At 61.8% G+C, this 12,687-nt stretch carries 8 protein-coding genes; 5 read left to right on the forward strand and 3 right to left on the reverse strand.

Going from position 1 to position 12,687, the window contains the following annotated elements:
* Nucleotides 1-64: 64 nt before the first annotated feature.
* Nucleotides 65-1,909: an ABC transporter substrate-binding protein gene (locus HER32_RS18310; RefSeq protein WP_168682925.1), complete on the reverse strand. Its 1,845-nt coding sequence runs from the start codon at nt 1,907-1,909 to the stop codon at nt 65-67.
* Nucleotides 1,910-2,127: 218 nt separating this feature from the next.
* Here HER32_RS18310 and HER32_RS18315 point away from each other — a divergent pair, with 218 nt between their 5' ends.
* Together HER32_RS18315 and dgt are read left to right on the forward strand one after the other, a co-directional pair.
* The gene (locus HER32_RS18315) at nt 2,128-2,832 is read left to right on the forward strand and encodes a DUF1361 domain-containing protein (protein ID WP_168682926.1); all 705 of its coding nucleotides are present in this window, start codon (nt 2,128-2,130) and stop codon (nt 2,830-2,832) included.
* Between the two features lie 63 nt (nt 2,833-2,895).
* Nucleotides 2,896-4,314: a dGTP triphosphohydrolase gene (gene dgt, locus HER32_RS18320; protein WP_168682927.1), complete on the forward strand. Its 1,419-nt coding sequence runs from the start codon at nt 2,896-2,898 to the stop codon at nt 4,312-4,314.
* A 22-nt stretch (nt 4,315-4,336) separates the two neighbouring features.
* Here the strand turns inward: dgt and HER32_RS18325 are convergent, their stop codons facing one another.
* Nucleotides 4,337-7,576 (reverse strand): AsmA-like C-terminal region-containing protein, encoded by a 3,240-nt coding sequence (locus HER32_RS18325; RefSeq protein WP_168682928.1) that lies wholly within the window; start codon nt 7,574-7,576, stop codon nt 4,337-4,339.
* Between the two features lie 230 nt (nt 7,577-7,806).
* On the opposite strand from HER32_RS18325, the gene HER32_RS18330 reads away from it, so the two are divergent.
* The gene (locus HER32_RS18330; RefSeq protein WP_149070589.1) at nt 7,807-8,118 is read left to right on the forward strand and encodes a DUF6686 family protein; all 312 of its coding nucleotides are present in this window, start codon (nt 7,807-7,809) and stop codon (nt 8,116-8,118) included.
* 67 nt (nt 8,119-8,185) lie between these two features.
* Nucleotides 8,186-10,078 carry a DUF4153 domain-containing protein gene (locus tag HER32_RS18335; RefSeq protein ID WP_168682929.1) on the forward strand — a complete coding sequence of 631 codons (1,893 nt, stop codon included), beginning with the start codon at nt 8,186-8,188 and terminating at the stop codon, nt 10,076-10,078.
* A gap of 182 nt (nt 10,079-10,260) precedes the next feature.
* Here HER32_RS18335 and guaA read toward each other — a convergent pair whose 3' ends face one another.
* A complete protein-coding gene (guaA, locus tag HER32_RS18340; protein ID WP_168682930.1) occupies nt 10,261-11,793 on the reverse strand; it encodes a glutamine-hydrolyzing GMP synthase in 1,533 nt (510 codons plus the stop codon).
* 298 nt (nt 11,794-12,091) lie between these two features.
* Between guaA and HER32_RS18345 the strand changes: the two genes are divergently transcribed.
* Nucleotides 12,092-12,553 carry a carboxypeptidase-like regulatory domain-containing protein gene (locus tag HER32_RS18345; RefSeq protein WP_168682931.1) on the forward strand — a complete coding sequence of 154 codons (462 nt, stop codon included), beginning with the start codon at nt 12,092-12,094 and terminating at the stop codon, nt 12,551-12,553.
* Nucleotides 12,554-12,687 lie beyond the last annotated feature (134 nt).

Below are 12,687 nucleotides of genomic sequence, written 5' to 3' on the forward strand. Positions count from 1 at the left end.
TAAGCCAATCAACTAACAAGAAACCCTGCAACAAGTGCAGGCAACGGGCACGGATTTACAGCCGCTAGCGGCCATCAACGGGGTTCAGCACTTCCACTTCCAGTCGCTCAAGCTTGGTGATGGGAACGTACTGATTATCGTGGGCGCCGCCGGGGTAGCCGATGCCTTGGAACAACGTGCCCGAAACCGGCCCGCCGTTGGCCAGCTGCTGCTGGAAAGCAGGCCCATATTGGTGCAGTTGGGTACCGAAGTAATACAACAGCTCAAAGCCGGAAAAGGCGAAAACCGAAGGCGGTAAATTCTGGCGCTGCGTATACAGCTGGCGGAAGCGTCGCACGCCCGGGTTGGCTTTGTCCAGGTACTTGGGCTGCACAAAGTACACGTCGCGCGCATCGAGCTGACTTAGCGCTACGCGGTTGTTTTCTATCCAGGATGCGTAAGTGAGCAGCGGCGTGCGGGCATCCTGGGCTTTCATGGCGGTGAAAGTATAGGCGCCCGCCTGCTTGCCATCGGAGGCCACAACCAGGTGGCCCAGCGTTTTGAGGTCAACGCCCGCAAAGCCTGCAGCCAGCGACTCTTCCAAGTCGGAGTTGATGCGCCGCAGTTGCAGCACTTTGCCGCCCAGGGCTTCGTAGGCCTGTTTGTAGGCCAGCCCAAAGGTCGCCTCGTCTTTAGTGTCTTCGTAGAGCACCACGGCCGTGCGGGGCCCGCCCAGGCGGTTGTAGGCAAACTGGGCGGCTTGGCGAGCCTGGGTGGCCGTGCTGGGCTCGTACAGGTAGTGCCAGGCGTTGTCCAGAACCAGGTCCCCATCCTGGGAAAGCGGATTTACCGTGACAATCTGCTTTTGCTGGGCGTAGCGGGCCAGGATTTTACTGCCCGACTTATACACCGGCCCAATAATCATATCCATGCCGGCCAGTTCCGGCTGGGCCAGCACCTGCTTGAGCTGAAGCGTATCGGCGCCGGTATCGTAGGCAAACAGCTGCACGGGCCGGCCTTCGCGCTGCAGGGAATCCTGGGCCAGGCGCAGGCCCGCGTATAAATCGGTGACAAACTGGTTTTTGCGGCGGGTTTCCCAGCTGGTGTCATTCAGCTCGAAGGGCAGCAGTATGGCAATGTTGTAGGAGCTTTTCTTGATTGCCCGGCGAGGCGTGTAGCGGGTGCGGTCAAGCGAAAACTGGGTGATGAGCTGATCAAGCTGAGCGCGGTCGGCATCGGTGTACCAGCCGCCGTTGGCCAGCTTGTCGGCGTAGGCGCGGGCCAGGGAGGCATCCTGCGGAAAATCCTGAATTAGCTTCTGAAAGGTGGCCTTGTCCTTGACGCGGGGCAGGTACTGGGCTTTCATGTATTCCCGCTCGGCCACGAGGCGGTCCGGAGGAAGCTGGGCCAGCACGCGCAGGGCATTGTCAAAATCCCCCTGCTCGAAGGAAAGCTGCCCTTGCAGGAAAAGGGCGTCGGCTAGGGACGGCCACTGCGAAAACCGGTTGCGCAGCAGGTTCAGCATCTGTTCGGCTTCCGCCCACTTTTTCAGCCGGCTGGCGGCTACCGCGTAGAGGTAGGCGGCTTCGGGGGCGCGGTCGAACCTGGTAGTGGGCACGGTAAGGGGCTGCAGCTCCTGCATAGCCAGCTCATAGCGCGTCTGGTCGATGAGCAGCTTGCCATTCTTGTAGCGCGTGCCAAAGTCTACCGAGCCCAAGTTAGCGGGCAGGGGCGGGCCACTGGGCTTGGGCGACGTTGGGGCCGAGGTGGGTTTCGCGGCGGGTGTAGGGGCCGTCGTAACCGGTTTTGCCGGCGACGTGCTGCCTGCGGGTGCCGGCTTTTTCACGGGCGTCTGCTGAGCTTGGGCACGGGGTGTTGGTCCCAAGGCCGCGCACAGCAGCGCAATCAGTAAAGCATAGGAAGACCTCATAAAATCGAGGAGCCAGAAGATTAGGCGGGAGTACCACGGAGCCGCAACCAGCGCGCCTCCTCGCGCAAAGGTACGTAGTTGTGACGGGGAAGGGCTACGTCGGCAGAACCATTGAGCTACCCGGTAAACGCTGCCGCCACCGGGTATTTTGCCGGGCTGCCCGGGTAGAAAGCTGGCAGCCGTTGGCGTAGCTCCAAAAGATTACGCTACTTAGGGGCATGACGGCCTCCCTTACTTTCCTGTCCATGGCTCAGCCCCAGCTGCGGCAGCGCCTTAACCTGCTGCTAGTGCTGGGCGCCTCCCTGGCGCTGAGCGTGGTACTCATTACGTTTCGGGTGTTCATTACCCAAAAAATCACGTTCGTCTTTCTCCTCTGGAACCTGTTTCTAGCCCTGATTCCCTTTGGGCTGAGCACGCTGCTACGTCTCACGCATGGCCGGCTTAAAGCGCGGGTACTGCTGCCGGTAGGAGCGGTATGGCTGCTGTTTTTCCCCAATGCGCCCTACATCCTCACCGACCTTTTTCACCTGGAGCCCCGCGCCGGCGTGCCTTACTGGTATGATCTGGCGCTGATTCTGACCTGCGCCTGGAATGGGCTCATGCTGGCGTATGCCTCCCTGACGGACATGCAAATGCTGGTCACGCGCCGCCTCGGCTGGTGGGCCGGGTGGAGCTTTGCGGCGGTGGCCTTGCTGCTCAGCGCATTCGGCGTGTACCTGGGGCGCTACCTGCGTTTTAATAGCTGGGACATCATCACCAACCCGCTCACCCTGTTTTTCGACATTCTGAACCGCTTGCTGCACCCCTGGCAGCACCCCAGCACCTGGGGCGTTACGCTGCTGTTTGGGGCCTTCCTGCTGTTGGGCTACATCACCGTGGGCCTGCTGGGCCGGGTAAATGATGAGCCGCTGCGTGCCGCGTAGCCGGTTCGCCGCCAACTGCCGCAGGAAGGCAAATTGTTCGTTGCAGTGTACCTTGAGCGGGTTATGATGCACCTCCAGACCGATTCCTCTGCTGCCCCCGCCATGTCGTGGGAGAAGCTGCTGAGCCGCCGCCGCTACCCCGAGCAGCCGCAGCTGCACGTCGTAACGGATGCTCTGCCCGTGCGCGGGGCCTTCGTGGCCGACTACGACCGGGTGGTGTTCAGCTCGTCCTTTCGGCGGCTGCAGCGCAAAACCCAGGTAATGCCTTTGCCCGAAACCGACTTCGTGCACACGCGCCTTACCCACTCGCTCGAAACGGCCTGCGTGGGCCGCTCCCTGGGGCGGTTGGGTGGGCGCCTGCTGCTGGAAGAGTCGGAAAGCCTCCGGCAAAGCCTGCCGTATCTGGACAGTGACTTTGGGGACATTGTGGCCGCCGCCTGCCTGGCCCACGACATCGGCAATCCGCCCTTTGGGCACAGTGGCGAGGCGGCCATTTCGGCTTACTTCCGGAGCGGGGCGGCGGAGCCCTTTGTGCGGGTGCTCAACGCTGCCCAGCGCGCCGATTTACAGCAGTTTGAGGGCAATGCCGCCGGATTTCGGGTGCTGACGCACACGTATCCAGCCCACAGCAGCGGCTCCTCCGGGCTGGGGCTTACCTACGCTACGCTTGGCGCCTTCACCAAATACCCGCGTCCCTCGCTGGTACCTGAGACTAACCGGCCCCAAGGCACCAGCGAGAAAAAGCACGGCTATTTTCAAACCGAGGCTCCTCGCTTCCGGGAAATGGCCGGGGAGCTGGGGTTGCTCGCCAAGTCGGCTGAGGGGGCCGAGGGGTTCTTTCACCGACATCCGCTGGCCTTCCTGGTAGAAGCCGCCGATGATCTTTGCTACCGCATCATCGACTTTGAAGACGGCCTGAAGCTGGGTCTTATTCCGCGAAAAGCGGGCCTGCGCCTGCTGCGCGAAATGCTCGGCGACGCGCCCGACCGGCGGGGCTCCCTGGAGTGGCGCGACTGGCGGGAGGAACTGGGCTACCTGCGGGCCCGGCTCATCAACCACCTCGTGCTGCAAACAGCCCGGCGCTTCGCCGATCAGGCCCCGGAGCTGCTGCGCGGCCGCGCCGATGAGCCCCTGGTTCAGCAGCTCGACTGCTGGGAGCAGCTGCAGCTCATGCACCGGCTCACCGTTGAGCATCTGTACCAGAGCCGGCCGGTGCTGGAAATTGAGGCAGCCGGCTTTGAGGTGCTGGCCGGGCTGCTCGACGCCTTTTTGCATGCCACCTTCGATCCGCAGAGCAGTGCCCGGTCCCGCAAGCTGTTGCAGCTGCTGCCCGAGCAGTTTCGCGCCGTGGGTCCTCAGCAGTCCGCTACGGCCTACGAGCAAATTGTCCTGCTGACGGACTACATCGGTGGCCTCACCGATCAGAACGCCCTCTGCCTGTTCCGCACGATTCGCGGCATCGACCTGCCCAAGATGTACTGAGGCCTGTTTTTGGGTTTATTTCTTACTGCAGGAGCTGCAGCGTGGTATCCAAAGGTTGCTGCCGAAGCAGCTGCTGGTACTGCTCCAGGATGGCGGCCTGCTGGCGACGCTGGGCTTTTTTCTGAAATGGCCGCACCTGGTAGCGGCTGCCGGGCGCGCGGCGGAGGTGCACGTAGATGAGGCCGCGGCTGGGACGTTTAGCGGCTTCCCCGGTTTGCACCCGGCTGACGCGCTGGCGGTTGTCGCCGAACAGGGTCTGCATCGGGCTCAAACCCACAAACAAGTCTGCCCGGCCGTCGAGGGTGTATTCCCCAGTCACGGCCATATCTGTGAGGTTGCTGCTCAGGCTAAGGCTTGGAATGAGCAGGCGGTTGCCATCCAGGATAAACCGGGAGCGGACGGGCTCAAAGTACACGTGACTGGTGCGGCGCTTGCGGAGCATTTTCAGGGTTTGCATCAGGGCTTCCACATTCAGGAGCTCCAGGCCCTGCAAGTCCGTGCGCAGAAAGGCCTGGGTAGAAGCCAGGCGCGGCAGAAACGTCGCGTCCAGCAGGGTGTGGACATCAGCCTCGCTGCGCATCGTGCCCCGGATGTTGGCCGGCTTTAGTACATCAAGTCCCAATTCAGAAGCCAGGCCAAACAACTCGGGCAGCTGAATGTCCTGCAGCCTTACCTGGGTGTGCAGCGGGAGCTGGCCTTGTTCAGTCACCAGGGTTTGCAGCTGGCCCCGCAAATGCAGGGCGCCGCCCAGGGCTTGCAGACCACACTCGTGTACAACTACCCGCCCTGCTTCCAGGCTGCTGCGCAAGGAAAGTTGGCGGCCACGCAGCGCCCCGTAGCGGATATCATCGGCCAGCACGCGTACCGTACCCGTGACCGTACCATCGAGAAATGGCTTAGGCCGGGAAGCCGGGCGCGGCCCCCGGCGGCGCAGGGAATCGGGGGCGGGCTCGGGCACCGTGCTTAGGGCAGCCAGCAGTTGCAGTAGGTGCTGCACATCAAGCGTGGCGTAGCGGAGCTCCAGGTCGGCGTTGGCCGAGAGCAGGCGGCTGCCCTGAAGCTGCGCCGTACCCGCCAGCAAGCCAGTGCCCCCGGTCGACGTCTGAAACGTTAGCCGGGGTACTCTAAATACCGGCCCGTTCTTGTCGATACGTAGCTGCAAATTGGTGAGCTGGTCACCACCCGGCAGCAGCAGCGCCCCAATGGTAGCCGTGGCCTGACCGTTGGCAGCCAGAAGCAGCTCGCGGAGGGTTGGGTCGGTGGGCGCTTTAACTGCCCGCCGGGGCGGCTGCGTGATGCGGCTCAACAGCCGCGTGTACTGCATCTGGCGGAAGTGTACCGTGAGCCGTGCTGCCACGGGCTGGGGGCGCGTAATATCCGTGGGCCAGCTCACGGCGCCCTGCAAGTCACCGCCCCAGGCCTTGGCCCGTAAATCGGCCAGTTGCACGCGGTAGCCATTGTGGCGTACGGTGGCGGCCAGGTTTTGCAAGGTATCGGTGGCCAGGACCAGACGTCCACACTGGAGCTGGATGTTCAGGCGCAAGCCCGGCGGTAGAAAGTTGAGGGCACGCGTAACCACCCCTTGCGGATGCTTACGCCGTAAGGCCCGCGTTTGGGGCCGGATGCCCTGCCGTGCAGCCGGGGGCGCCACTAAGCGGCGTAGCTCCGCCAGGCGCAATTCATTGACCCGAAACGTGCCGGTTATATTGGTGGTGGGGTGCTGCCCGCTGAAATACGCCAGTAAATACTGGGTGGTGGCATTGGCCTGCACCTGCATGCCATTGAGTTGGCCCGTCAGGTTTTCCAGGCGCCAGAGGCTGTCCTGGAGCCGGACCAGTACATTCAAGCGCCGGATATCGGCCCCCCGACCCGGAATGAGAAACGAAGCATCTTCCAGACGCACCGTACCACGCGCGGCAATAGGTGCCAGCTCTTCGTCGACCTGCCGGACCTGGCGGGCAGCGCGGCTAGGAATTGTCGGGAAAGTGCCGTTCAGGTACAGATCCAGCGCCGCCTCGCCCCGGCGGGCCCGCCATAGGCTAGGCACCAAAACACTGGCCAGGGTCTGCAACTCCGTGCGCCCCTGCACCCGCCCGTACAAGTGAGGCTGAGTGAAGTCGTACACCGTCAGGCGGGCCGACAGCTCCCCGGCGTGCGAATACAAGCGGCATTTCTCGAAGGTGAGGGACGTAGTGCGGGGCGAGTGACTGACACCATTGTCGAACACTCCGCGGGCATCCCAGCGCCGGATGCGCCGCGCCGAGTCGGCCCACTGCACTTGCGCATTGTGGAGGGCGAACCGCAGAACCGTGCGCGGCCGGGCCGTGGGGCCGCTCAGGCCCCGAATGGAGTACCAGATCTGGGCGTGGCTGGGGCTGCGGGCTTTTTCCAGAAACCGGTCGAGGCCGGGAGGGAAGGCCACGCGCAGCACTTCCAGCAGGGGCTGGCGCCCGGCAAAGCGCAGGTTTAGCTGGGTGCCCCGGGGCTGGCCGGGGGCTGCCCCCTGGTGGGTGCCGCTCAAGCGGATGGTGTCGCCGTTGAGCGTGGCGCGGGTGCTCAAAAAAGTTCCGGTGCGCTGTCGGAAGGCATACTTGTAGTGCACTAACGCTACCATGGGCTCCTGCGCAAACAGGTTGCCGCGCCCACTGCGCAAGTATTGCAGTTCCCCCTGCAAGCGTCCTTTGGTATGCGCCACACCGTGCCAGACCGTAGCGGCAAGGCTGCCCCGGCGCACCAAGGCGGCAAAGCCACTGCGGTGAAGCTCATTGCGGTCCTGGAAATGCGCGTTAACCAGGATCAGGGAGTCGAGTTGGAAGCTGGGCGGGGTGGCGGGGGTGGCTTTGCGGGGGCCCTTGCCGCGCAGGCCCCAGTCGTGCCCTACCGAATCGGTGTACTGGCGGAAGGCCGCGTCGCGCACCGTTAGCCGACTCACACGGAACTCCCCGCGCCACAGCTTGCTGACTTCCAGGCGGGCATCGGCCCGGCGCACGCGCAGTACTTCCACCCGGCGCCCGTAGGAGGTGTCGGTGAGGCTGAGGTGGTGCAGGGAGGCTGTAAGGTGCGGGAACTCGCGCAACAGGGAAAAGCGCACGTCAAACGGCGCCAGTACCAGTTCCGAGTGCTGGCTTACCCGCTCGCGCACCAGTGCTTCTACCCGGCGCTGCCCCCAGCGGGTGCCCAGCAGCCAGGCGGTGCCCACTACCACCAGCAGCACGACCAGCACAAGCACAGCCAGCAACCGCGGAATAGTAGAGCGTTTCATGTAAAGCGTAAAGAAAAAGGCCGCACCAGGGAGAAGCTTCTTACGCAGCAAGTGAATCGGACAGCTAAGCCAAAGACAAGCGGCCGGGGCGCGGCGTAGGGCGTTCAAGGTAGAAGTTGTGAGGCTACTTTCAGCAAAAAGCCTGCGGGGTAGAAAACAATTGGGCTTTATTATTTAGAAAAATTCTAAATAGTTATACTTGCCGGATCATTCCTCAATTCCTCGCGTTTATGGCGCAGTTCTTTCACCACAACGAATTTGGCTACTGTGCGCGGTGCCCACGGACGCAGCACCTGCACGTGTGTTTTGGCAATGTTGCCCTGGCTACCACCGCCGCAGAGTTTGCGGAGTTTCGGGCATACGTAGCGCGTACCTGGCAGCACCACTGCCTGCACACCCAAGACCCCGAAGTGCGCTGTATTGCCCTGCGTACCCCGGTTTGCCGCATGGCGCTGGTCTTTTCGCTGGTTGAACTTACCCAGCTCCAGGAAATCCTCGAAAATACGGCGCTGCTGTTGGAAGTAGAGGAGCTACTCCGCTAGTCTGAGGGGCGCCTGCCCGTTAACAAACTCAATAAAAGGGTCGTTCTTGCCGGGCATATTCTCTGCTATGGCTATCAAACTACCCTCCCTCCAGCGCCTTACTGCCGAAGCAGCCCGGGTGGCACGGCGCTTTCCTCTCACGCTGCTGTGTGCCTTCGTGCTGTGCGGAGTTGGCCTCTACGTTATTGACCTCGACAATGAGGCCGAGCAAAACGTGCAATGGCTTTTTCCGGCCCTGTCGGCTGCCGGGCTGGGTCTTTCGCTCACGCTGGCCCTGGCTCTCACGGCCGAGCGGTACCACTGGCGACCAGGGCTGCGCTGGGGCAGCCTAGCTGGGGCATTGGGGCTGTTGGGCTTGTGGTTTGGCTTGGCGCCCGCTCAGCTGGATACCACTTGGGGAATACGGCTGGCGCTGCTGCTGCTGGCGTTACACTTGGCCGTAGCGGCCGGACCCTACGTCTCGGAGTTGCGCGGGCGGGCCGATACACCGGGCTTCTGGCGCTACAACGAAACCCTGTTTCTGCGCATTCTCACGGCCGGCTTGTATTCCGGCGTCCTGTTTGTGGGTTGTTCCCTGGCTCTGGTGGCCATTGATAACCTGTTCGATGTAAAGGTGAACGAGCGGCTTTACGCTTACCTGTTCGTGGTGCTGGCAACGGTATTCAACACGTGGTTTTTCCTGGCCGGTGTTCCCCGGAATTTTGACGAGCTGGAACAGGAGGCCGTTTATCCCAAGGGCCTCAAGCTGTTCACGCAGTTTGTGCTGCTGCCCCTGGTGGTGCTGTACCTGGTGATTCTGTATGCCTATCTGGCGCGCATCGTGGGGCTCTGGACGCTGCCCAAAGGCTGGGTTTCCACGCTGATCCTGGCGCTGGCCGTAGCGGGCATTTTCGCGCTGCTGCTGATTCACCCCATCCGGCAGGCCGCCGAAAATACCTGGATCCGGACTTTTGCCCGCTGGTTTTACCTGGCGCTGTTTCCGCTTCTGGGACTACTAGCCGTGGCTATTGGCACCCGCGTTGGGGAATATGGCGTGACGGAAGAGCGGTACATTGTGCTGGTGCTGGCCGCCTGGCTTTTCTGCATGGCCATCTACTTTCTGGTGCGCCGGGGGCAAGGCATCATCTGGATTCCGGCCTCGTTGGCGCTGGTGGCCTTTCTAGCGGCCGTAGGCCCTCTTAGTGCCTTTGCCGTTGCCCAGCGCAGTCAGCGTGGGCAGCTGCGCGAAATCAGCCTCCGGTACAAGCTGCTAAAAGATGGCAAGCTGGACGACGCCGGTGCAAGAGTGATGACGCTGCCTTTCGCAGTGCGTCAGCGCATTTCGTCCATCTTCTACTTCTTCGCCGAGCGAAATGCTGCCGAGCAGCTGCAGCCTTTATTTACCGCTTCGCTGCAGCTCCCGGATTCCTTGCTGGCCGGCACAAAATGGGAGCGAGTACAATGGCAGTCCAATCGGTTGTTTACTATCAGCCTGCTAGCCTGGACCGACTCAGAGGCTACTGACCAAGCCCAGGAAATTTCAGCCTCTTTTGCCGCCGATGCGACGGAATACTTGAAGCTGGGAGACGGACGTTATTGGTGGGCCAATGTGCGCTTTACCCAGTATACTCATGATTCAACCGACAAGGTTGTGGCCACGGCTTCCGTGCGGGAAGGCTCGTTCCGGCTACGCACCCAGGAACGTGGCCGTACATTGCTGCTGGAGCAGCTGGGAGCCAATCAACGCTGGCAACCGCGCCTCTCGGTGTTTCCCGGCCGCGTAGCCGACTCGCTGGCTCGCCAGCACGGCCACAATCAGCGCACATACTTGCAACTGCCAGCTACGAACCTCACGCTACGAGCCACGGCCGGTAACATCCGCTTCCAGCTGTTTATGAGGGAACTCACTCGCCATCAGCAGCAGAACACCGTAGGTTATGACTTAGAAGGCCAGGCCTTGCTGGAAATAGCTCAGCCCTAAAACGTCAACCGCCCGACCAATGGCCGAGCGGTTGGTAATGTCTACAAGTATGCTTCAGGTTGGCTAGGCAGCGCAACTCGCGCATTAGGACAGTAAAGCCAGCCGAATGGCGCGGGGCGGCGCCCCGCTACTGCCCGCGAACCGTCCCCAAAATCCGCGAAATCCGCCCAAATCCGTGGTTTCTATTCCCACTCAATCGTCGCTGGGGGCTTGGAGCTGATATCGTACACCACGCGGTTGATGCCGCGCACCTGGTTGATGATTTTGTTGCTCACTTCGGCCAGGAACTCGTAGGGGAGGTGGGCCCAGTCGGCCGTCATGCCGTCTACGCTGGTTACGGCGCGCAGGGCTACCACCCGCTCGTAGGTTCGCTCGTCGCCCATCACGCCCACGCTTTGCACCGGCAGCAGCATCACGCCGGCCTGCCATACTTTCTCGTAGAGGCCGTGCTCTTTCAGGCCGTTGATGAAGATGGCGTCGGCGCGCTGGAGCAGGTCTACTTTCTCGGGCGTAATATCGCCCAGGATGCGGATGCCCAGGCCGGGGCCGGGGAAGGGGTGGCGGTGCAGAATATTTACCGGCAGCTCCAGGGTATGGCCTACTTCCCGCACCTCGTCCTTGAACAAGGCCCGCAGCGGCTCCACAATGCGCAGGTTCATCTTCTCGGGCAGGCCGCCTACGTTGTGGTGGCTTTTGATGGTCACGGCCGGGCCTTTCACCGACACCGACTCAATGACGTCGGGGTAGATGGTGCCCTGGGCCAGCCAGCGGGCCCCTTCTACTTTCTGGGCTTCGCGGTCGAATACTTCAATAAAGGTGCGGCCAATGGCTTTGCGCTTCAGCTCGGGGTCGGTGAGGCCGGTGAGGGCCGCGTAGAACTCTTGGGAAGCATCCACACCGCGTACGTTCAGCCCCAGGTCTTTGTAGGAGTGGAGTACGTCTTCGTACTCATCCTTACGCAGCAGGCCGTTGTTCACGAAAATGCCGTGCAGGCGCTTACCAATGGCCTTGTGCAATAGCAGCGCCGCCACTGAGGAGTCCACGCCGCCGGAAAGCCCCAGAATCACCTGGTCTTCTTCCCCGATAGTGCGCTGCAGAGTAGCGACCATCGAGTCCACGAAGTGCTCCGGCGTCCAGCTCTGGTCGAGCCCGCAGATGTTCACTACAAAGTTCTGCAGCAGGGTTTTGCCGTCGGTAGAGTGCGTTACTTCGGGGTGGAACTGGATGCCATAGGTTTCCTGCTCCGCAATTTTGAAGGCAGCCACGGCCACTTCTGGGGTGCTGGCAATGATGTCGAACCCTGCAGGCAGGCTCTTAATGGTGTCGCCGTGCGACATCCAGACCTGCGACTCGGTGGGCACGCCGTGGAGTAACGGCGACTCGTGGTTTACGCGGGCCAGGCGGGCGCGGCCGTACTCGCGAATGGTCGCGGGCAGCACTTCGCCGCCCTGCTGGTGGGCCAGCAGCTGGGCCCCGTAGCACACGCCCAGCACCGGCACCTGGCCCAGGTAGCGGCTCAGGTCGGGGTTGGGCGAGTCGGCGTCGCGCACGGAACAGGGGGAGCCCGAAAGCACCACGCCCCGAATATCCTCAGTGAGGTTCGGGGCGTGATTATACGGATGGATTTCGCAGTAAACGTTCAGTTCCCGGATGCGTCGGGCAATGAGCTGGGTGTACTGCGACCCAAAATCGAGAATGAGAATCTGTTGAGGCATGGGCAAAGGTAAAACGCAGATTGCAGACCTAACACTGCCTGCGAGCATTCCGCGGGAAGAATATTTAGCCGCCGGCTGATGCTACCGTTACAGTGGAGTTGTCACAACGTACCGACAAATACCGGGATTTTCCTGCTGCCCAGCCCCAGTGCATGGCTTTTGCACAATGGTTATAGGAAATGTGCAAGTTTTTGCATCCAGGGTACTTGTCACGGGAAGGTCACAATCTGCCTTGATGCAGGCATCCGGTACGTGCACCTTTGTTCCGTTCCCTGTCTCACTAACCCCTTTGTCCGCCATGCGTTACGCTACTCTCGTTCTCGGTTTACTAGGGTTTGCGCTGCCAATCGGAGCAGCCCAGGCCCAGACTGCCACGCCAGCTCCGGAGCCCACTACGGCCACCATGGCGGCGGTACTGAAGCCCACTACGCCGCCCGATGAAATCCGGGACCCGGTACTGAGCAGTGAAGAAGAAATCACAGCGGATGCGGTGCTGGCCGCCCCAGCCCCCGAAAAAGTTACCCTCACCGGGCGGGTGATGGACGAGGATAGCCAGCCCCTGATTGGCGCTACCGTGTACGTGCGGGGGGCCGGTGTGGCCGCCAGCACCGATGCCAAAGGCTTCTACACCCTGCAGGTGCCGGCCGGCGTAAACAAGCTCCTCTTCAGCTACGGGGGCTACGTCGACAAGGAAATTGATGCCAGCAACTACCTGCCCGTAAATGTGAGCCTGGCGCCGCAGGCTGATAAAAAGAAATAACCGGCCTGGCCTTTTTCGGGCCGGCCTTCAATCTGACGCTACGAAAACAAACCAAAAGGAGCACGCAGGTGCTCCTTTTTTGGCTTCTGCCTCAGCTACATGGCCTGGGTTTGGAGTTAAAACAGAAAAAACCT

It is taken from the genome of Hymenobacter sp. BT18, from assembly GCF_012273015.1.
GTDB lineage: Bacteria > Bacteroidota > Bacteroidia > Cytophagales > Hymenobacteraceae > Hymenobacter > Hymenobacter lutimineralis.

Bases quoted from the DNA above. Each gene is read 5' to 3' on its own strand.
- HER32_RS18310 (WP_168682925.1), bottom strand. From the start codon at position 1,909: ATGAGGTCTTCCTATGCTTTACTGATTGCGCTGCTGTGCGCGGCCTTG.
- HER32_RS18315 (WP_168682926.1), top strand. From the start codon at position 2,128: ATGACGGCCTCCCTTACTTTCCTGTCCATGGCTCAGCCCCAGCTGCGG.
- dgt (WP_168682927.1), top strand. From the start codon at position 2,896: ATGATGCACCTCCAGACCGATTCCTCTGCTGCCCCCGCCATGTCGTGG.
- HER32_RS18325 (WP_168682928.1), bottom strand. From the start codon at position 7,576: ATGAAACGCTCTACTATTCCGCGGTTGCTGGCTGTGCTTGTGCTGGTC.
- HER32_RS18330 (WP_149070589.1), top strand. From the start codon at position 7,807: ATGGCGCAGTTCTTTCACCACAACGAATTTGGCTACTGTGCGCGGTGC.
- HER32_RS18335 (WP_168682929.1), top strand. From the start codon at position 8,186: ATGGCTATCAAACTACCCTCCCTCCAGCGCCTTACTGCCGAAGCAGCC.
- guaA (WP_168682930.1), bottom strand. From the start codon at position 11,793: ATGCCTCAACAGATTCTCATTCTCGATTTTGGGTCGCAGTACACCCAG.
- HER32_RS18345 (WP_168682931.1), top strand. From the start codon at position 12,092: ATGCGTTACGCTACTCTCGTTCTCGGTTTACTAGGGTTTGCGCTGCCA.